Origin of the sequence: Robertmurraya beringensis (assembly GCF_042433785.1) — a bacterium.
Taxonomy (GTDB): domain Bacteria; phylum Bacillota; class Bacilli; order Bacillales; family Cytobacillaceae; genus Robertmurraya_A; species Robertmurraya_A beringensis.
Window position 1 is genome coordinate 141,981 of the sequence record NZ_JBHLUU010000016.1, and the last position, 22,116, is coordinate 164,096.

A 22,116-nucleotide genomic window follows, 5' to 3' on the forward strand; every position below is an offset into this window, starting at 1 on the left:
GTTGTATATAAAGCATAGACCAAAACTGACAAAAAAAGAACCTGTTTGCAATAAGAATGCAAACAGGAAAAAGATACTCCCTCATCTTGGCTCAATGATTAATTTGATCGCTGTGCGCTCTTCCCCATCAATTAATATGTCTGTGAATGCTGGGATACAAATCAAATCGACTCCGCTAGGTGCTACAAATCCTCGTGCAATGGCTACTGCCTTTACCGCTTGATTTAATGCACCCGCACCTATGGCCTGAATTTCTGCAGCACCTCTTTCGCGCAGAACTCCTGCGAGCGCACCAGCTACAGAATTGGGATTAGATTTTGCTGAAACTTTTAATATTTCCATTCCTAGCTCCTCCTTGTTTAATCCCCCCTGATGTTCTTGTTATTGAACAACTCAGGTATATATGATTCCATTGCTACTATATTCGCAAAAGCTTTAACATATTCCGGCTTGGACAAAAAAGTAAGATTAAAAGAAAAGTGTATATGTTTTCACCTGCAATCAAGCTTACATAAAAAAACACCTGCGTCTATTTTGCAGGTGCTAGTCGGCTATATGGTTTACAATTCTAGGAGAAAAATGGATGATCGTCATTGATGAGAATACGATCGATTTTTTTGGCTTTTCCCGTCTTTTTATCCAGTTCAATATGTACGGCACCAAGCTGTGTTTTATCTGTATCTGGAACTTCAAATCTTGCTGGTAAGTTGGATAGGAATCGTCTAATAACAATTTCTCTGTCCATTCCCAGTATCCCATCATATGGCCCTGTCATTCCAACATCCGAAATATAGGCTGTTCCTTGGGGCAATATTCGATTGTCAGCTGTTTGTACATGTGTATGAGTACCAACTACCGCTGTTACTCTTCCATCTAAATACCAGCCCATAGCGAGCTTCTCACTTGTTGCCTCAGCATGGAAATCAACAAAGATAATAGGTGTTCGTTTACTTGCTTCTTCGATCAGTTCATCCGCTTTTCGGAAGGGACAATTATTCGGTTGCATAAAGGTACGCCCCTGCAGACTGATGATTGCTATTTCATCTTGATTCATTTTTAAATACACAATTCCCTTACCAGGGTTATCTTCAGGAAAGTTTGCTGGTCTAACCATGTATTTTGCATCATCGATAAATTCAAAAATATCACGGTTATCCCATGTGTGGTTTCCTAATGTAACAGCCTGCGCACCGACCTCTAAAAAACCTCTATAGATTTTTTCTGTAATCCCTTTTCCTCCTGCAGCATTTTCACCATTTATAATGGTAATGTGTGGACGATATTTTTCCTTTAATCTTGGGACGTATTCCTTCACCATATCTCTTCCTGGTGAACCAACGACATCTCCAACAAATAATATGTTCATCAATTAAACCCTTCTTTTTCCGTATTTCTTTTCATTTTATCATATGTAATGAGCAAAAATAAAAGCGGTGCTAAAGCACCGCTTTATTTTGCGTATTCAACTGCTCTCGTTTCCCTAATTACCGTGACCTTTATATGGCCTGGATAATCAAGTTCCTCTTCGATTTTTTTACGAATATCGCGAGCTAAACGATGAGCCTCTAAGTCGTCAATTTGCTCTGGCTTCACTAGGATACGAACTTCACGTCCAGCCTGGATTGCAAATGACTTTTCCACTCCATCATACGATTCTGAGATTTCCTCAAGCTTTTCTAAACGTCGAATATAGTTTTCAAGCGTCTCACGTCTTGCACCAGGTCTTGCTGCGGATAGTGCATCTGCCGCTGCAACAAGAACAGCAATAACGGAAGTAGGCTCGGAATCGCCATGGTGAGAAGCAATCGAGTTAATAACCACCGGATGCTCCTTATATTTAGTAGCCAGTTCGACACCGATTTCTACGTGGCTTCCTTCAACTTCATGGTCAATTGCCTTACCAATATCGTGTAGTAGGCCTGCACGACGAGCAAGTGTTTCATCTTCTCCAAGTTCTGCAGCTAGCAATCCAGCTAATTGAGAAACTTCAGTAGAGTGCTTCAACACATTTTGACCATAGCTAGTTCGGAATTTCAATCGACCGAGAATTTTAATTAAATCTGGGTGCAGTCCATGTACTCCAACCTCAAAAGTTGTTTGCTCACCAATTTCACGAATATGTTCATCCACTTCACGGCGTGCCTTATCAACCATTTCTTCGATTCGAGCAGGATGGATACGACCATCTAGAACAAGCTTTTCAAGCGCTAAGCGGGCTGTTTCTCTTCGAATCGGATCAAACCCAGATAAAATAACTGCTTCTGGAGTATCATCAATAATGAGATCAATTCCAGTAAGAGTTTCAAGTGTACGGATGTTTCGTCCTTCACGACCAATGATTCGACCTTTCATCTCATCATTTGGAAGAGTGACTACCGAAACGGTCGTTTCTGCTACGTGATCAGCCGCACAACGTTGAATAGCTAACGACAAAATTTCCTTTGCTTTTTTGTCTGCTTCCTCTTTTGCTCTATTTTCACTCTCTTTTATCATTAAAGCGATGTCATGGGATAACTCCTGTTCCATACGCTCTAAAATGATGGATTTCGCCTCATCACGAGTTAAGCCCGAGATGCGTTCAAGCTCTGCCTGTTGCATTTTTACGATCTCGTCCACTTTGCTTTCCATCTCTTCAATATGCTGTTGTTTTTTGTTAAGAGAATCGTCCCTCTTCTCTAAAAGTGCTTCACGTTTGTCTAACGATTCGTCTTTTCGATCAAGATTTTCCTCTTTTTGAAGTAAGCGGTTTTCCTGCTTTTGCAGCTCGCTTCTACGATCACGAACTTCACGTTCTGCTTCTGTACGAAGCTTATGAATCTCATCCTTTGCTTCAAGCAGCGACTCCTTTTTTAAAGCTTCTGCTTCACGTTTTGCATCTTCTAGAATTTGCTCTGCAGCACCTCTAGCTCCAGCAATTTTTGCTTCAGAAAAAGATTTACGAACAAAATAGCCAACAACTGCACCGACGGGTAAAGCAAGCAAAATGGAGATGATCATTGTAAAAAGATCCATCATTTCACCTCCTCTTGCTATTAACTTGTGTTACGTTTTCTAAAATGTCGGCATGTACATTGTTTTGTCAATATACAGCACAAAGGCTTTTACACGTCTTCATTCATCATTAAAAAACATAAAATATACATATTAATTGTAAATGTGTGAATTTTTATTGTCAAGGGTTTGTCCGGCTTGGTTGTAATATTTCGTTTATATTGGTAGATAATGGTGAACTTTGTCAAACCCAGTGTTGTTAAAGCATTCATAAATCGAGTTCACTTTTCAAATTTCGAACCGTCAATTTGACTAATAATATAAAAAACAGCAGACCAAATAGTAGTCTGCTGTTTAATCTGTATTAATCTACTAAATCAAATTGTTCTTGATCTTCTTCATGGTCTTCCGGAAGAGTCTTCACTCCATCTAAACCGTAGTGTTCACGAATCTTATTTTGGATCTCTGCTAATAAATCTTTATTTTCCTTCAAGAACAACTTCGCATTCTCACGACCTTGCCCAAGACGCTCATCATTATAAGAATACCAAGATCCACTCTTTTGTACGATATCAAGTTCTGATCCCATATCAAGAGCTTCTCCCTCTTTCGAAATTCCTTCTCCGTACATAATATCTACTTCAGCCGTACGGAATGGAGGAGCTACTTTATTCTTCACGACTTTAATTTTCGTTTTGTTACCAACCATATCATTGCCTTGCTTCAACGTTTCTGCACGGCGAACCTCTAAACGAACAGAAGAATAGAATTTAAGCGCACGTCCACCAGGAGTTGTCTCCGGGTTACCAAACATAACTCCTACCTTCTCACGAATCTGGTTAATAAAGATAGCAATTGTTTTAGACTTATTGATCGCACCAGAAAGTTTACGAAGAGCCTGTGACATTAGACGCGCTTGTAGTCCAACGTGAGAGTCTCCCATTTCTCCTTCGATCTCTGCCTTTGGAACAAGGGCAGCAACTGAGTCGATGACTAGAATATCAACTGCTCCACTTCGTACCAATGCTTCTGCAATTTCAAGGGCTTGTTCACCAGTGTCTGGCTGTGATAACAGCAACTCATCAATGTTCACACCAAGTTTTTGTGCATAATCAGGGTCAAGTGCATGCTCGGCATCAATAAATGCTGCTTGTCCACCTGCTGCTTGTACCTCAGCAATTGCATGAAGGGCAACTGTTGTTTTACCCGAGCTTTCAGGACCATAGATTTCAATGATACGGCCTTTTGGATATCCACCTATTCCTAATGCTGTATCAAGAGCTAAAGATCCACTTTTCGAAGTAGAAATTTGACGATCTGTTTGCTCTCCTAACTTCATGATAGAGCCTTTACCAAATTGTTTTTCTATTTGTTTTAATGCCATTTCAAGGGCTGCTTGACGATCATTTGCCACTACTATTTCCTCCTTATTTAAAACGAATATATCTATCTATCATTCGTTGCATGTTCATTTCACTATCTTTACTATACTCGTTTTATTTCTGTTTGTCGAGCAAAAAATCGAACATTCATTCGATTTTTTTCACTACCAAATATAGTTGTAAAATTCTATTTTCCTCTTAACAAAATAGGTTTTTCGTCGATGTTCATAGCAGAAAAATATTATTTTAAATCAATTTCTAAATTTGGTAAAGAGAAAAAAAACAGAGCAAAATGATATGCTCTGTTAATCTTTCAAGCTATTGATTAGTGAGAAACAGCCGTACTTCACACTTCTCACTCGATTGCCTTCTCTTGTACCAGCAAAAAGAAATTTTTCGACTTTTACTGGAGATCCTTTTTTTGAAATTCCAATATACACCGTTCCTACCGGTTTCTCCTCAACAGCACCAGGCCCTGCTACACCAGTAAAGCTAATTCCAATATCAGCGTTAAGTAATGAAGCCACATTTTCAGCTAATTCCCTTGCACACTCTTCACTTACTGCTCCATATTTTTCCAGAGTTTCCTTTTTAACACCAAGGACCTTTTCCTTAACGTCATTCGTATAGCAAACGACCCCGCCTTTTACTACCGCACTAGAACCTGGAATAGCTGTCAGCTCCTGCTGAAACATCCCTCCAGTTAAGCTCTCTGCACAAGCAATGGTTAAATCGTTCTTTTGTAGCAGGGTAAATAACTCATTCATTAACGAGGTTTCATTATACCCGTAGAAGAACTCACCAACACGTGTACGTATCTTCTCTTCCGTTTCATTAATGAGTTCATTTGCAACGTCGGTTTGTTGGTGTTTAGCAGTAAGCCTCAACGTCACTTCCCCGTCGCTAGCAAGGGGCGCAATCGTAGGATTCGATTGCGCATCAATTAAATCCTCAATCTTTGTTTCTAATGCAGCCTCTCCTATCCCAAAGAAACGCAACACTCGTGAAACAATCGTCTCAGAGACGTCTGGTTCTTTTTGTAATAGTGGGAGTGCATAATGTAAAAACATGGGTTCCATTTCCTTCGGTGGCCCTGGTAAAAGCATATAACGGTGAGTATTAGTAGTTAAAAGCATGCCAGGAGCCATTCCGTTATCATTTGGCAAAACAGTAGAATCAGCAAGAACCAATGCTTGCTTCTTATTATTCTCTGTCATGACACGGTTTGTACGAATAAAGTACTGAGAGATAGAGTCAAGAGCAGCTTGATCAAATTCAAGCTCCTTACCGAGGTGTTTGGCAATTGTTTCCTTTGTCAAATCATCCTTTGTCGGACCTAATCCACCTGTAAAGATAATTAAGTTTGAACGACCTTCTGCCACAGCAATCGCTTGTTGCAAACGGGTCGGATTATCACCAACTACCGTATGATAAAACACATTGGTTCCAATACTAGCTAGTTGTTTGGAAATGAAACGAGCGTTTGTATTAACAATTTGGCCAAGCAACAACTCTGAGCCCACTGCAATGATTTCAGCATTCATGAAAAACAATCACCTAGCCTCTGTTTTATTTAGAATTAATAAATACCTGCTTATTTTTCGCAAAGTAGTCCCAACCAGACCAAATCGTGAAGAACGTTGCAACCCATAAAGCAATGTCAGCAAACGGAAGGGACACAAGTTCAAAAATCGTGTTATGTAATAACAATGCTGAAATGGCAACGATTTGTGTCCAAGTCTTAATTTTACCCAGCATATTTGCGGCAACTACCTCTCCGCCTCCCGCTAGGATGGCTCGTAGACCCGTTACAGCAAACTCTCGGCAAATAATGATGATAACTAACCACGAAGCCGCAAGTCCAAATTCAACTAAAACAATTAATGCTGCTGATACGAGCAACTTATCTGCTAACGGGTCAAGGAACTTCCCAAGATTGGTTACCAAATTATACTTTCTGGCATAATAGCCATCAACCCAGTCGGTAGCAGAAGCAAAAATAAAGATTAAAGCGGCGATAAAGTGAGCAACCGGAAGCTCCGCCCCAATGAACTGCATATCCCCCCAATGAAAAGGATCGTATACAATTACTAAAAATAGTGGAATTAATAAAATTCGTGAGACTGTAATTTTATTAGGCAAATTCATTTTAAAGACCTCCATTTTAACCTATAAAGAAAATTCCTTATTATTACTTTCTTCTTTTAATAAAACAAGCATACAACAAAATAGAAAAGAAAGCGAAAAAATAGTCACCATACGATGACTATTCGTTCACTGTTGGTACATAACGAATTGTGATATCCTGTCTAACTTGATCATCTGGAGGTGTAGCATATTCTAGCTTTTGATCATTCACATATATTTCAGTGGCTGTAGAATTCCCAATCACTAGAACAGCTTCTTGCTCTTTTGAATAATCAACTACTTTATTATCCTCAGCACCTGTTTTTAAGATCCCTTGCCAAAAAGAATGTCCTTTTCCATTTAGCATATTCACCCAAGTTTCACCGGTAGACACAAGCTTTACTTCAAATTTTTCTGCATTCTTTACTTCATATACGGTTTCTTTCCCTTTTGATTCGGCAACTGTAACCTCTTGTGTAGGGGAAGTTTCTTCTTCAGTCGCTTCTTCCTCTGTTACTTCATTGGCACCAGATGTTTGATTCTCCTCACCCTCAGATGCTTCCGTTTTATTTTCCTCATCCGCTTCCTTCTCAGATAAGTTGTCATTGTACTGTATTTGTTCGCTATCAGTTGTTGCTGGTTCCTCTGCCGATTCACCATCTTCTTTAATATTAACTACTAAAAAGTAGGCTAGGGCCACCGCACCAATAACGAAAACACCAATTAGCAACCTGGGTAAAACGGAAAAAATCTTCGAATTACTTGGTGCAACATCCTTCCTAGTTTGCACCCTTGAAAGCTTTTCTGGAAAGTCATCTCCATGAGTAGATGGGATTTCAGACTTATACTCTGCGAATAGCTCTTCTGGATCGAGCTGTACAGCTTCCGCATATTGCTTAATAAAAGCACGAACATAAAACGGACCAGGTATAATACTATAATTCCCCTCTTCTAACGCTTGCAAATACCGTTTTTGAATTTTGGTTGTTATTTGTAAGTCATCCAAGCTCAAGCCGAGTGAAAGTCGAGCTTCTCTAAGTTTGTTACTTAATTCTGTCAATTTCTAACACCTTCCAATGCTATTAAAGGCGCTTTCGTAAGTTTTATGCATAAACGAAAACGACTTTTTTAAAAATCAAATCCCCCAAAATCAGAATCTGAAAACATCGTATTTCTTACAATATCATACTTGATTTCCTCTTCTGGATCGTTTCTAAGCTCAATAATATAATCAAAATCATCGAGTGTGTACTCTGTATTCTGGACAAATACGTCCGGATGCTCAACAACCTTCACAGCCGGAAGTCGCATAATTTCTCGAACTAATTGCCAATGTCGCTCGTTTGCTCTTCTTGTTGAAACGATGCCGTCAATAATAAAGAGATTATTCTCGTTATATTCGTCCTCAATGAGTTGATTACGAATGGTTTGCTTTAAGAGTGTAGAGGAAACAAACAGCCATCTTTTGTTCGCACAGACGCTTGAAGCAACAATAGACTCAGTCTTTCCTACACGCGGCATTCCACGGATACCGATGAGCTTATGACCTTCCTGCTTAAATAATTCTGCCATAAAATCTACTAAAAGCCCTAGTTCATCGCGTACAAATCGAAAGGTCTTTTTGTCATCAGCATCTCTTTGTATGTATCTACCATGCCTCACAGCTAATCGGTCTCTTAACTTAGGTTCTCTAAGCTTGATTATCTTAATCGTATCCATTGTCTTTAAAATAGATTCGAGTCGCTCGATTTGTTCATAGTCCTGTGCAAGAATGAGCAATCCTCGTCTTCCTTCATCCACCCCATTAATGGTTACAATATTAATGGAGAGCATTCCTAATAGAGAAGAAATATCCCCTAGCAACCCTGGCCGATTTTTCTGAATTTCATACTCCAAGTACCATTCTGTTTTGTTCATCTTTTCCATAGAATACCTCCAAGGGAAGCGCCATATTTGACCAGTATTGGTGCAAATTAATCATCTTCTATCATATATGATTTTCTATTAAGATGAAAGGAAAAACAAGATCAAGTCGTAATTTGGAGATTTATTTGTATGATATGAAAAAAAGAGAGGATGATTGCCTCTCTTTTTTATTACCTATTTAATCAATCTTAATGGGATCCATTATTTTTGAACAAGCTTAACCATAATATTCGCAATAGCATGCTGTTCTTCTGGTGTAGCAACAGACCAAAGGTCAGCTAAAATGCGCTCTTGTTCATTTTTCGGATCGACTTGCTTCGCTAAATAGTCTCCGATTTGGAAAGCAAGATCACCAACTACTTGCTTGTTCATACCTTCATTCTGAGCATGTTGTAGGCGATCACCTAAAAAGTCTTTCCACTGCTCCCAATTATCAAGTACAGACATTGTATAACCTCCTTTTTTTTACTACGACCTTATTTTGCTTTGAAAAGGAGGGAATTATTCATTTAGGTACCGTGAACGTTTTGTGAATTATGTATACCATCCACCATTAACCGCAAGTGTTTGTCCTGTAATATACCTAGATCCAGAAGAGAGCAGAAAGGAAACTGAATCAGCCACATCCTCACCTGAACCTAGTCTACCAATAGGAATTTCATCCTTAAGCATCTGCAATTCGTCAGCAGAGAAATTTTCTAACATCGGCGTTTGAATGGCACCAGGCGCCACCGCGTTAACGGTAATTCCACTTAATGCAACTTCTTTACTTAACGCTTTAACAAACGCGATCTGAGCACCCTTTGCAGCAGAATATGCGACTTCACACGCAGCACCCGTCTGTCCCCAGATAGAGGAAATAACAACAATTTGGCCATTGTGTTGAGCCATTAATTTCGGAAGCAAACGTTTCGTTATTAAAATCGGTGCCGTAACTTGGAGCTTCATGATTTCCTCAAGGTCATCCTCCTTCAAGTCAACCAATAACCCATAATGACTCTGACCACAATTATGTATGATTGCATTTAATGCAAAAATATTTTCGCAAAGCTTTTTAATCCCATTTTTCTCAGTCAAATCCGCCTGTATTGGAATGTATTCATTTTCAAAAATTGAAAGTTCACGGAGCAAACGTTCCATTCCCTCTATATTCTTATGATAGTGCAAGTATAAAGAAAACCCATCCTTTGCAAGCTTCTTCGCAACGCATGAGCCGATCCCCCCGCTTGCTCCAGTAATTAACGCATATTTTTTCACTAGCTTCTCCTCACTTCAACAAAAAGGCGCCGTTAAACGACGCCTCACTTTAATTAGCTTTTTGGCACTACTTGGCAAATGGCCATTCGATTTTCAGAAATTAAGTTTTTACCTACTTCCTGAATATCCTCAATTTTAATTGCTTCTAATACAGGTACCACATCAAATAAATTCATGTCGTTAAATGCATATCGTGTAAATTGATTTGCAATGTACTCAGGTGAATTAACAGCACGTAGAAACGCACCAATTTTTTTCTTCTTTGTACGCTCTAAGCTCTCTACCGTTATGTTACTTGAGCTTTTTTCTTCCGTTAGGATTCTTTTTATTTCATCCGCTAATTGATCTGGGCTATTGGTATCTCCGCCAATCATCGCAAAACCAAACCCTTTCTCCTGCGTATAATCAAAAGAGAAGGTATCATCGATAAGTCCACTGCTGTACAGCTTATCATAATTTTCGCTACTTCTTCCAAACAATATTTCCAACAACACATTGGTTGTTAGTTCCTGTTTAAGCATTTCCTCGCCTTGTTTTTCCGTGTCAGTAGCTTTTATACTAACCAAGCATTTAGAAGAATGCACATTCATAGGCAGGACTAATTTCTTTTCGGATACATCTTCCTTTTCACTTTCGAATTTACGCTCAATTTCTACTTGTGTAGGAAACGACTTCTTTGCCTGGTTATCTTTAATCTGCTTCATAATTTCCTCTACTTGAACAGGGCCAACGATAAACAAGAGCATATTGCTTGGATGATAAAAGGTATGATAGCACTCATACAACATATCCTTTGTGATTTCAGCTATCGATTCTTTTGTCCCTGCGATATCAATTTTCACTGGGTGGTTTTCAAATAGGTTTTGAATCGCACCAAAATATAAACGCCAGTCTGGATTATCATCATACATATCAATTTCTTGGCCAATTATTCCTTTTTCTTTTTCAACCGTTTTTTCAGAAAAATAAGGATACTGGACAAAATCGATTAATGTTTCTAAATTTTTCTCGACGTCTGATGTACTAGAAAAAAGATATGCGGTTCTTGTAAAAGATGTAAAGGCATTCGCTGATGCTCCTTGGCGACTAAATTGCTGGAACACATCACCATCTTCTTTTTCAAAAAGCTTGTGCTCTAAAAAGTGAGCAATCCCATCCGGAACCTTAACAAGCTCTTTTTTCCCTGCAGGTACAAAATGGTTATCTATGGACCCATATTTGGTTGTAAAAGTCGCATAGGTTTTGTTAAACCCTTTTTTCGGAAGAATGTATACCTCTAAACCATTTTCTAGCTTCTCGTGGTACAGTTCCTCTTGAAGCTGATCAAATGAGATCTTCTCCATTACTTCGTCGCCCCCGTTCCCGTTAAGAAATAAATCGTATCGAGTTGGATTTTATTAGCAACCTGTACGACCTCTTCCTTCGTTACAGCATCGATTCGTTGTAACCATTCATCTAGCTGAATTTGTTGTCCTGCAACTACATTATGATAAAGTATTTCAACGATTCCACGTGCTGTATCAAGCGTTTCAAGCAGTTGATTTTTTATCACTGCCTTCGTTTGAATCAAATCCTCATCTGAAAAGTCTCCATTTTTCATAGCTTGCATTTGTTCCTTAATAATTGAAACTGCTTTTTCAAAATTACTATTATCTATTCCGGACATAACCATCAGCAACCCTTTATGGCTTTCCACCCGACTCGCAGCGTAATAAGCTAGACTTGCTTTCTCGCGTACATTAATAAATAACTTGGAATGTGAAAATCCACCGTACACTCCATTAAATACTTGAAGAGCAAAATAATCAGGATCTCCATACGTAACATTCGTTCGGTACCCAATATTTAATTTTCCCTGCTTTACATCTTGTTCTTCCTTAATAACGTTTTCTTCAACCTGCGCTGGTTGTTTTTTCTCCAAAGCATGAGGAGTTCTAGATGAGAAGGTAAATCTTTCATTCACCATCTGTTCTACTTCTTGTTCTTCTATATCACCGATTATATATAAACTGAGTTCATCTTCAGCTAATGCTTTTTGATAATAATCATAAAGATCTTTACCGTTAATGGAATCCACTTCTGATTCTTTTCCGTGAACGTGTAGGGAGTACGGCTCTTCCTTACACATTTCTTCAATTAACCGATTGTTTGAATACTTCATTTTATCATCATAGATCGATTGTATTCTTTGCTTTAAGCTACGCTTTTCCTTCTCCAGTGTTTCTTTATGAAATTCACCGCCATCGGCATTTGGATTGGTTAACACCTCTACCAGAAAATCAATAGCCGTTTTTAATAGTGGAGTAGGATCAGAAAGGAATCGCTCATTGGCTACTTCCATCGCAAAACTTATTGTATGATACTCACCTTTTTTTCCTAAATCAATATAAAAAGTCGCCCCATACAATTCATCCAAATACCCTCGAAGCTTACCAGTAGTAGGAAATTTTTTCGAATTACTTTGAAGAACATTTGGTAGCAATGCTCGTTTCGTTACAGTCTCTTTTTGTAAAGGTGCCTTCATTTTAAAAATAATGGTGTTTGTCTTGAATTTATCTGTTTTCACCATATGTAGCTTGAAACCGCTCAATTCTTTAATCGTTTCGGAAACCACTGCCATATTTCCATCCTCCTTTACATCATGTGCTCTTAAATAGCTTTCCCATCTTGTGATACGGAATGTATTTAGATATACTATACCCTTTTGGACAAACCGTTATCAACTTTTGGTATTAAAGGAAAACATATGAAAAAAAACCTCCATACTTGGAGGTTTAAATAAGTGAAGAAATTTGGCGAGGAGGATAGGAGTTTCGGTAAACAACTCCCGTATCAAATATCGCTTGGTTCTTTCCTTTTTTCTTCGCTTCATACAAGAGGCAATCTGCAATGGCTAGTAAATCTTCATCCTCTCGATGGTGCTCGGAATAAGCCACACCAAAGCTCATGGTTACATTGCTCATACAGGTATTAAACGTTAATGCATTCATCTTTGCATATAAATCTGTAAAAAATACATTCATTTCATGTTCATCAAGGTTTGGTAGAATAATAGCGAATTCCTCGCCACCATATCGGAAAGCCTCTCCGCAAGCTTGATTCGAACACTCTTTAAAAAGCTTTCCAATTTCCGCTAGAACTTCGTCTCCAGCAATATGGCCATAGCGGTCATTGATTCTTTTAAAATGATCAATATCTGACATAACTAATATAAACGGTTCCTTCTCTTTTTTCTGGTTTTTCATTTCTTCCTGAAAACTACGATGATTATATAAACCCGTTAAGTAATCGGTGATCATAAGCTCATAATAAATTTCTTTTTGCTTCAAGTGTTTTCTTTCACGTAAAACTAGCATGGAACCAAATAAACCAACAATCCAAATAAATGCGACATTAAGAGCAAAAACGGTCAGAATAAGTGGGGTGATGTTTTGTTCCGTTAACAAAATAATCGTATACCCTATAGTAGAACTAGCTGATGAAATAAATGCTCCTTTTGTGTACCAATAGATGGTCGCGTGCATGATAATCAAATAAAATATAGGAAATAAGGGACTTGTTACACCACCAGACAAGACTAGAAGCCAAATCACAGCTATGTAGTCAAAGATAATACCCGCTTTTGTTAATAAACGAAAATAAGGATTCTGAGGTTTAAGTTTCAAAAATGCTATTTGAGTACAAATCATATAGGTAATTCCCACTACCAGTAGGATAGGGAATGTGCGATGTTCGAGCTCTAGTAACTCTGAAAAAAATGGTGAATAAAATAAGATTACAGCTACAACTAAAAAAATCCAACGTAAGTAAGAAAAAACCTTTTCCGTCTCATAATCGTCTAAGTATAATGACAACCTCATATTCAAACCTCTTCTATCGAATGGATTACCCCTATTTTACCATATTCTTGTAGACAGAACATTAAAATTATACAAATGTTCGAAAATTTAACAAAAGTTAGTAGATTAGAGAAAATAAAAAAAATCCCCGTAAAAACGGAGATTTATCTATTTCCTTTAATATATGGTGTTCCAAGTGCCTTTGGTCCTTCTGCTCTTCCAATGAATCCAGTTAATGCTAGGATTGTTAAGATATATGGTGCGATCAACAAGTAGACATTCGGGATATTTTCTAATAATGGTAAGCTAGAACCAATGATACTTAAGCTTTGTGCGAATCCAAAGAATAACGCTGCGCCCATTGCTCCAAGCGGATGCCATTTACCAAAGATTAATGCCGCAAGCGCCATGAAACCTTGTCCCGAAATCGTCGCGTGACTGAAGTCAGAAGAAATGGACTGAGCATAAATTCCCCCACCAATACCTCCTAATGCACCTGAGATGATCACTCCAATATATCTCATTTTTGTCACGTTAATCCCCATGGTATCCGCAGCCATTGGATGCTCACCTACAGCGCGAAGTCGAAGGCCGAACGGTGTTTTAAACATAACAAACCATGCGATAAATGCAACGATAATTGCCACATATGAAGTGTAGTACGTATTGGAAAAGAATAGCTTTCCTAGAACAGGGATATCACTTAAAACAGGGATATCTATTTTACTAAAGCCTTTTTGAATAATGTCTGTTTGACCTTTTCCGTAAAAAAGCTTAACAAGGAAAAGTGCTGCACCAACTGCTAAAAGATTGATTGCCACCCCAGAAACGGTCTGGTCAGCTCGGAATGTGATCGATGCAACGGCATGTAAAACGGATAATAGCGCACCTACAACCATAGCTACTAATAATGAAACCCAAGGAGTCAAGTTACCGAGTGTCTGGTCAAAAGCAAGATTAAACACGATTGCTGAAAATGCACCGATTACCATTAAACCCTCTAGTCCAATGTTAACGATACCTGAACGCTCTGAAAAGTTACCGCCTAACGCAGTGAAAATAAGTGGCGCTGCCCAAAGTAAAGTAGAAGGTATTACGATATATAAAATATCCATGAATCCCACTTACTTCACCCCCTTTTTACTAATACGATCAATGAACAGACGAATCATATAACTTGCTGCTACAAAGAACACGATTAAAGCGATAATTATATCAACAAGCTCATTAGGAACTCCCGCCTCAAGAGGCATATTTAAAGCTCCAACCTTTAATGCTCCGAAAAGTAACGCTGCTAGAATAACACCAATAGGTCCGTTTCCACCGAGAAGTGCAACGGCAATTCCATCAAAACCAACTCCAGTGAAACCACCTTTAATGGATGCATAACCAAATGTCCCTAGTCCCTCCATTGCACCAGCTAGACCAGCAAAAGCACCTGAGATGACCATAGAAAGAATAATATTTTTATCCACATTCATACCAGCGTAGTGAGAAGCATGCTGGTTGAATCCAACTGAACGTAATTCGTATCCACGAGTTGTCTTTTCAAGTAGGAACCACATAATAAATACAGCAATTAATGCAATTACAATTCCCCAATGCAAACGTGAATAGTCGGTTAATCCTTCTAAAAATGATGAACGTAATGTTGCAGTTTCTTTAATCATTTCCGTACGATCGCTTTTTTCAGATAGAACTGAACGGATAATATAGTTTGTCACATGAAGTGCCGTATAATTTAACATGATGGTTACGATAACTTCATGTACACGGAATTTTGCTTTTAAAAGACCAGGAATAAATGCCCAAAGAGCACCCGCAACCCCCGATGCAATAACTGCAACGAGCGTATGTATAACAGCTGGAAGTTCAAACGCAACCCCTACCCAAACAGCTGCCAACCAACCTACGATTAACTGTCCTTCAACTCCAATATTGAAAAGACCTGTACGGAAGGCAAATGCGACGGATAACCCGGCTAATATTAACGGAGTTACCTGTCGGATAACTTCCCCAGTGTAATAAATCTCTCCAAATGCACCGTTCCAAAGTGCGGTAAAGGCAGCTAATGCATCGTAGCCTGTCACAATCATAATAATAGTTCCTACTAGCATCCCTAATATTACAGCCATGATAGGAACAATAATATTTTTCACACGATTAGACATTTGTTTGTTCACCTACTTCCTTCTGTTTGGAACCAGCCATTAATAATCCAAGTTCCTGTTCCGTTGTTTCCTTTGGATTGACAATAGCAACGATTTCCCCTTCGTAGATAACCGCAATTCGGTCACTCACATTAAGAATTTCATCAAGTTCAAAGGAAAGCAATAATACGGCTTTTCCATTGTCTCGCTGTTCAATTAGTCTTTTATGAATAAACTCAATGGCCCCAACATCAAGTCCACGTGTTGGCTGAGCTGCGATGAGCAAATCCGGATTTCGATCTACTTCACGACCGATGATCGCCTTTTGTTGGTTCCCCCCAGATAAAGCTCTTGCAAGAGTAAATTCACTTGGTGTACGAACATCAAACTCTTGAATAAGTGATTTTGCTTTTTGATAGATTTGTTTGAAGTTTAAAACACCAGTTTTTGAAAATGGTGTTTTATAGTATGTTTGCAGCACCATGTTTTCCCCAATAGGAAAATCTAAAACCAGTCCGTGCTTATGACGGTCCTGTGGAATATGCCCTGTACCAGCCTCGGTAATTTTACGAGGAGGAAGATTTCGAATCTCTTTCCCATTCAGCTGGATTGAACCACTTTCTGATTTACGCAATCCAGAAATCGCTTCAATTAACTCTGTTTGCCCATTCCCATCAACACCTGCAATACCCAGGATTTCTCCTGCCTTCACATCAAGATTCAGGCTATTTACTGCTGTTAATCCCCTAGAGTCTTTCACTATCAAACCATTTATCTCTAGAACACTTTGAGCAGGCTTTGCATCTGCCTTTTCTGTTTTAAACGTAACTTCTCGACCAACCATCAAGCTTGCCAGTTCATTTGGATTCGTTTCACTTACATTTACTGTACCAATCCCAACACCCTTACGGATAACAGTACAACGGTCACATACTTCCATAATTTCCTTAAGCTTATGAGTAATTAGAATGATTGACTTACCCTCTTTAATAAGCGTTTTCATAATTTGTATAAGCTCTTTGATTTCCTGTGGAGTCAATACAGCTGTTGGCTCATCAAAAATCAAGATCTCGGCTCCTCTATAGAGCGTTTTCAATATTTCTACTCTTTGTTGCATTCCAACAGAAATATCAGCGATTTTTGCTTGTGGATCAACCGCTAGCCCATAGCGCTCGGAAATTTCTCTTACTTCTTGCTCAGCCTTTTTTAAATCGATTTTCAACCCTGATTTGGTTTCCTTACCAAGAATAATATTTTCTGTTACCGTAAACTTGTCTACTAGCATAAAATGCTGATGAACCATTCCAATTCCTAAATCATTAGCAATATTTGGGTTAGTGATTTTCACCGCTTTGCCTCGAACACGAATTTCCCCTTGTTCCGGCTGATATAAACCAAACAGCACATTCATTAATGTTGATTTTCCTGCCCCGTTTTCACCAAGCAATGCATGAATTTCCCCTTGCTTTAGTTGCAAAGTAATATTATCGTTTGCGACGATTCCTGGGAATTCTTTACGAATACCTAGCATCTCAATAACATATTCCATTTCTTTTCTCACTCCTTGCTCAAAGTTTAAGCAAATTATTCGTAAAAGTAAGAGGTCAGACCTTTAGCAATTTTTAAAAAACTTGGTATCCCAAGCGTGTAGAATGACCTATTATTTTTGGGGTATATTCCCTTTTAATAAAAATGCAAATGAAACGTAGAATCATTTCTACCCTTCAGTTCCATTTCTACTTATTCCTTAAAAAAGGAATAAGAGGTAGGAAAGATCCTCTTATTCCTTTGTCCAAACATTATTGTACAGAGAAAGATTTTAACTCTTCTAAAGTAGAAGGGATCACTAGATCGCCGTTCTTAATTTTTTCAGAGAAATCTGCAACTGCTGTTTCAATGTCAGCTTTAGCTGCAACTTCTTCGTTAATTGGAGCTAGACCAACACCATCTTCAGACAGACCGTAAGTAATTGTTTCTCCACCAGGGAAGTCTCCATCTTTAGCTTTTAAAGAAAGGTCTTTAACAGCGTTGTCAACACGCTTAAGTGCTGAAGTAATGATTACGTTATGCTCTTTGCCATCGATTTCTACTACACCCTCAGCTGTTTGGTCAGAGTCAACACCGATTGCCCAAACTTGTCTTTCAGGCTCTTTCTTCTTAAGGTCACGAGCTTCTTTGAATAAACCGTTACCAGTTCCACCAGCTGCATGGAAAATTACGTCAATACCTTTAGAATACATGCTAGAAGCAATTGTTTGACCAACTTCCGCTTTGTCGAAAGCACCAGCATATTGTACGTCAACCGTAATATCAGGGTTTACAGCAGCAACGCCAGCTTTAAATCCAGTTTCAAAACGCTCGATAACAGGAATTTCCATTCCGCCAAGGAAACCGATTTTATTAGAAGTAGTAGCTTTTGCCGCAGCTACACCAGCTAAGAAAGCTGCTTCTTGTTCTTTAAACATAATGCTTACAACATTTGGCTCTTCAACAAGAGCATCAACGATTCCGAAGTTGCTTTCTTTTTGTTGTGCAGCGATTTCTTTAATTGCACCTTCCATAAGGAAACCAATACCGAATATTAGATCAAAATCTTGACGAGCAAGAGTGTTTAAGTTTGTAGAATAATCAGCATCTGATTGTGATTGTAGGTAGTCAAAACCATCTTTACCTTTTTCAAGGCCCACTTCTTCACCATATGCTTGAAGACCTTCCCATGCAGATTGGTTGAATGACTTGTCATCCACTCCACCTACGTCAGTAACCATTGCTACAGTAAATGCGTCTTCTGTTGTTTCTGTGTTGCCACCTTCAGCTGCATTGTTTTCTTCTTCTGCTTTTCCACATGCGCCTAAAATAGTTCCAGCAGCAAGAACCAATGATAGAGCTAAACCGAATTTACGCTTTTTCATGGTTTTAAACCCCCTATGAATTTTTGTTGGATTTAGCAAGAATGCTTAGCAATCCGATGAAACATTAGCTTCATTCTCTTTTAAGAACATTATATTCTTTTTCGAAGTACATGAAAACTAAATTTATCGGCTCTAAAGTAGTTTACCGAAAAAAGGATTGGTTCATCCATTTCGTCAAAATGCATTTGCTTTAAAACAAGCAAAGCAGTTTCAGGGTCACATTCTAAGATGGGAGAAACTTTTTCATGATAACCGATTGGTTCGATTTGAGCCACAGCATATGTAATATTTCGATTTGCTTCCTCTTCTAGTATGTTGAAGATTGATTCCTCTCCATGTGAAAAGGTCTCAGGCAAAATTTTGTTGGGAACTTTGTCGATACAATATACAACTGGTTCTCCATTGGCTGTTCGAACTCTCTCCATTACCACAATTTCATCATCTGCAGAACATGAGAAACGACGGATGTCCTCTTCGGTAGCTCCTTGAGTTGATGAGCTCAAGAAAATGGTACCTGGTTTCATACCTGCTTGAACAATCATGTTCGTTACACTATTTAGTTGTTCAATTCCCGACGTAAATAGCGGCTTAGCATGGACAAACGTCCCTACCCCATGACGACGAATGATGACGTTTTCCTCTTCAAGAATTCGCAGTGCTTCTCGAAGCGTCGCCCTGCTCACACCGAGCTGCTTAGCAAGGTCAAATTCAGACGGGAGTTTTTCTTTCTCTTTGTATATCCCCGACTCAATATCCTTTTTTAGCCGATCGATGACCTGTAAATACAAATGTCGGTTATCTGACTTAATAGACATGCAAGCATCCTCCAACCATTTCTAAAGACATCAGACCTCTGATGTTCAATCATTCCTACTAATCGAAAATACTATAACACTTTTTTAGGTATAAATAAATAGAGTTTAGAAATTTTGTCGAAAAAACGTGTTAACTTATTTTACACGTTTCCCATACAGTCCTTTAAGATCAATTATGCCACACTAAACAATTTGAAAACGTTTCCAATATGTTTTAAATAGAAAGGCGAAATAAATCGCCCTTCTTAGTCTATTTTTCCTGTTGAGGCATCATCAGCAGGCTTCGTCATTAACACGGTACGGGGCTTACTCCCCTCGTATGGTCCAACTACTCCTCTAAGCTCCATTTCATCAATAAGACGTGCTGCACGAGAATAACCAATACGAAATCTTCGTTGTAGCATAGAGACGGAGGCCGTTTGCATTTCAAGAATGAGATCAACAGCGTCATCATATAAATCATCATCCACTTCAGAGGTAGGCTCAGGAATATCATCTGGAATCATTTCCTGTTGATACTGTGCCTTTTGTTGACCAATAACAAAATCGACTATCTCTTCTACTTCTTCGTCCGATAAAAATGCACCCTGTACGCGTATAGGCTTTGACGCACCTACTGGCATAAAGAGCATATCCCCGCGGCCAAGCAGTTTTTCTGCTCCTCCGGAATCCAAGATTGTCCGTGAGTCGATTTGTGAGGAAACGGCAAAAGCAATTCTTGATGGAATATTTGCTTTAATAACACCGGTAATAACATCAACTGATGGACGCTGAGTAGCAATAATTAAATGAATACCCGCTGCACGAGCCATTTGAGCTAATCTTGTAATAGCATCCTCCACATCTGATGAGGCCACCATCATTAAGTCAGCAAGCTCGTCCACAATAACAACAATATACGGAAGAAGTGGTTGCTTTGTATCTTCCTCCAAATTAATTCGGCGAATATAATCATTATATCCTTCAATATTACGAGTTCCTGTATGGGAAAAGAGCTCATACCGTCTTTCCATCTCACTTACTACTTTTTTCAATGCCTGTGATGCCTTCTTTGGATCGGTTACAACAGGGGCTAATAAATGTGGGACCCCATTATAAACATTCAACTCTACCATCTTCGGGTCGATCATCATTAATTTTACTTCATGCGGTTTTGCCCTCATTAAGATACTCGTAATAATTCCATTAATACATACACTCTTACCACTTCCAGTTGCACCAGCAACAAGTAAGTGTGGCATTTTGTTTAATTCAGCTAAAACTGCTTCGCCCGTAATATCACGCCCAAGTCCAATCATAAGCTTTGATTCTGGTCGGTCGTTCTTCTTAGACTCTAAAACTTCACGTAGAGATACCATAGCAACCTCGGAGTTAGGCACTTCTATTCCAATCGCAGATTTGCCTGGGATTGGTGCTTCCATTCGGATATCCTTAGCCGCTAAAGCAAGTGCTAAATCATCACTTAAATTAACAATTTTACTAACCTTCACACCTACATCTGGATGAACTTCATACTTAGTAACAGCAGGACCTAAATGAACTTGTGTTACTTTCGCTTTTACTCCAAAGCTTAAGAACGTTCGTTCAAGCTTTGCTGCATTCGCATGGATAAGCTCATATTCGCCACTTTGATCCGTATGACGAGGTGCTTTTAACAAATGAATCGAAGGAAGCTCATAATCTTTATTCTCCACTTCCGTAAACGTAATTGGCGGAACACTATCGTCTTCCGTTTGTGACTGAGACTTCCCTTTTTTTGTCGTTTGTTCCACAGGTGGTTCCGAATAAGCTCTCTCTGTAAAGCTTGAAATGATTGGTTCAACGACTCTTTCTTCTTCTGGAGGCGTCATTGCACTTGAAATAGGAATGACTCTTTCTTCTTGTTCCTTTTTTTCTATTGCTTTTCGTTTTTCTTCTTTCTTTTTCTTGTTTTTTTCCGAACGCTCATTTCTCCAACCTTTCATATCATCGCCAAAAGCATGAATCTGTTTCTTTAGAAACTGACCAAATGCAATGATGGCTCTTCCTAGCGGTTCACCTAAGGTTCTACCAGTGAGCAAAATGAAGCCAATAATAAAAAATAAAGCAGCTATAATTTTTGTTCCTGCTTCAGCAAACAAATAATAGGACATGGCAAATAAAAGTGCACCAATCATTCCCCCGCCTAAATCGGTGGTACTCGTTTCTCCTCTAACTTCCATCCAATAAAGCTCGAACGTATTTTTTATTACACTTGGGCTTTCTGTTCTCCCATCATTTGCAAGAAGTTCAAACAATGTAACATGGCTCAGAAGTAATAGAGCAGAAACAATAAAATACATTCCTATCCATTTACTCTGGAAAAAGGATGGAATTTCACGTTTCCACATAAAATACGCACCAATGACTGCCAAACTAATTAAATTCACCATATACCATTCGCCCGAAAAGAAGCGAAAGAACATAACAACAGCATGTCCAACCGCACCAAGTCTGGCAATGGAAATAGTCGCTAATGCAATAAGTATAAGTCCAATGAGTTCGAATTTAACCGTTCGCTTAAAACCATCCTTGCTTCTTGTTTGTCGTCTTTTTTTCTTTGCCATTTTATCACCTTACTGTTGAATTATTACTACTATCTCAGTCTTTTGTTTTATGTACTAAACCCTTTAATAAAGACAAGAAAAGCAGCCTCAGTTGGCTGCCTACCTGATACAACTTTATTATAGCATAACTTA

Annotated in this window: 19 protein-coding genes; all 19 read right to left on the bottom strand. The window is 38.7% G+C overall.

Annotated features, from left to right (window positions below):
- Positions 1-81 precede the first annotated feature (81 nt).
- Positions 82-342 carry a stage V sporulation protein SpoVS gene (gene spoVS, locus ACFFHF_RS05015; RefSeq protein WP_029281188.1) on the bottom strand — a complete coding sequence of 87 codons (261 nt, stop codon included), beginning with the start codon at positions 340-342 and terminating at the stop codon, positions 82-84.
- Positions 343-568: 226 nt separating this feature from the next.
- On the bottom strand, positions 569-1,366 hold the full coding sequence (ymdB, locus tag ACFFHF_RS05020) for a 2',3'-cyclic-nucleotide 2'-phosphodiesterase (RefSeq protein ID WP_377057674.1): 798 nt from the start codon (positions 1,364-1,366) through the stop codon (positions 569-571).
- 83 nt (positions 1,367-1,449) lie between these two features.
- Positions 1,450-3,012 (bottom strand): ribonuclease Y, encoded by a 1,563-nt coding sequence (rny, locus tag ACFFHF_RS05025; RefSeq protein WP_377057703.1) that lies wholly within the window; start codon positions 3,010-3,012, stop codon positions 1,450-1,452.
- 343 nt (positions 3,013-3,355) lie between these two features.
- Positions 3,356-4,405 (bottom strand): recombinase RecA, encoded by a 1,050-nt coding sequence (gene recA / locus ACFFHF_RS05030; RefSeq protein WP_340903253.1) that lies wholly within the window; start codon positions 4,403-4,405, stop codon positions 3,356-3,358.
- Positions 4,406-4,678: 273 nt separating this feature from the next.
- Positions 4,679-5,917 carry a competence/damage-inducible protein A gene (locus ACFFHF_RS05035; protein WP_340903252.1) on the bottom strand — a complete coding sequence of 413 codons (1,239 nt, stop codon included), beginning with the start codon at positions 5,915-5,917 and terminating at the stop codon, positions 4,679-4,681.
- 25 nt (positions 5,918-5,942) lie between these two features.
- Entirely contained in the window at positions 5,943-6,521 is a 579-nt protein-coding gene (gene pgsA / locus ACFFHF_RS05040) for a CDP-diacylglycerol--glycerol-3-phosphate 3-phosphatidyltransferase (RefSeq protein WP_160545539.1), read from the bottom strand.
- Positions 6,522-6,639: 118 nt separating this feature from the next.
- A complete protein-coding gene (locus tag ACFFHF_RS05045; RefSeq protein ID WP_340903250.1) occupies positions 6,640-7,560 on the bottom strand; it encodes a RodZ domain-containing protein in 921 nt (306 codons plus the stop codon).
- Between the two features lie 68 nt (positions 7,561-7,628).
- On the bottom strand, positions 7,629-8,417 hold the full coding sequence (locus ACFFHF_RS05050; RefSeq protein WP_119710531.1) for a DUF3388 domain-containing protein: 789 nt from the start codon (positions 8,415-8,417) through the stop codon (positions 7,629-7,631).
- Between the two features lie 210 nt (positions 8,418-8,627).
- A complete protein-coding gene (locus tag ACFFHF_RS05055) occupies positions 8,628-8,873 on the bottom strand; it encodes a DUF3243 domain-containing protein (RefSeq protein ID WP_160545541.1) in 246 nt (81 codons plus the stop codon).
- Between the two features lie 87 nt (positions 8,874-8,960).
- Positions 8,961-9,683: an elongation factor P 5-aminopentanone reductase gene (gene ymfI / locus ACFFHF_RS05060; protein ID WP_340903248.1), complete on the bottom strand. Its 723-nt coding sequence runs from the start codon at positions 9,681-9,683 to the stop codon at positions 8,961-8,963.
- A 53-nt stretch (positions 9,684-9,736) separates the two neighbouring features.
- Positions 9,737-11,026 (bottom strand): EF-P 5-aminopentanol modification-associated protein YfmH, encoded by a 1,290-nt coding sequence (gene yfmH, locus ACFFHF_RS05065; protein ID WP_377057676.1) that lies wholly within the window; start codon positions 11,024-11,026, stop codon positions 9,737-9,739.
- Positions 11,026-12,303: an EF-P 5-aminopentanol modification-associated protein YfmF gene (gene yfmF, locus ACFFHF_RS05070; RefSeq protein ID WP_160545543.1), complete on the bottom strand. Its 1,278-nt coding sequence runs from the start codon at positions 12,301-12,303 to the stop codon at positions 11,026-11,028. The genes yfmH and yfmF overlap by 1 nt, the downstream gene beginning before the upstream one ends.
- A 154-nt stretch (positions 12,304-12,457) precedes the next feature.
- Positions 12,458-13,543, bottom strand: a complete 1,086-nt coding sequence (locus ACFFHF_RS05075; protein WP_377057677.1) for a GGDEF domain-containing protein — start codon at positions 13,541-13,543, stop codon at positions 12,458-12,460.
- 143 nt (positions 13,544-13,686) lie between these two features.
- Complete coding sequence (locus ACFFHF_RS05080; protein ID WP_340903245.1) at positions 13,687-14,646, bottom strand: ABC transporter permease; 960 nt, start codon at positions 14,644-14,646, stop codon at positions 13,687-13,689.
- Positions 14,647-15,693, bottom strand: coding sequence for an ABC transporter permease (locus ACFFHF_RS05085; protein ID WP_160545718.1), 1,047 nt, complete (start codon positions 15,691-15,693; stop codon positions 14,647-14,649). It abuts the gene before it with no gap.
- Positions 15,686-17,221: a guanosine ABC transporter ATP-binding protein NupO gene (locus tag ACFFHF_RS05090; protein WP_160545545.1), complete on the bottom strand. Its 1,536-nt coding sequence runs from the start codon at positions 17,219-17,221 to the stop codon at positions 15,686-15,688. The genes ACFFHF_RS05085 and ACFFHF_RS05090 overlap by 8 nt, the downstream gene beginning before the upstream one ends.
- Positions 17,222-17,471: 250 nt before the next feature.
- The gene (locus tag ACFFHF_RS05095) at positions 17,472-18,584 is read right to left on the bottom strand and encodes a BMP family lipoprotein (protein WP_160545546.1); all 1,113 of its coding nucleotides are present in this window, start codon (positions 18,582-18,584) and stop codon (positions 17,472-17,474) included.
- An 89-nt stretch (positions 18,585-18,673) separates the two neighbouring features.
- Entirely contained in the window at positions 18,674-19,399 is a 726-nt protein-coding gene (locus ACFFHF_RS05100; RefSeq protein WP_160545547.1) for a GntR family transcriptional regulator, read from the bottom strand.
- Between the two features lie 245 nt (positions 19,400-19,644).
- On the bottom strand, positions 19,645-21,984 hold the full coding sequence (locus tag ACFFHF_RS05105) for a DNA translocase FtsK (RefSeq protein WP_160545548.1): 2,340 nt from the start codon (positions 21,982-21,984) through the stop codon (positions 19,645-19,647).
- Between the last annotated feature and the right edge of the window lie 132 nt (positions 21,985-22,116).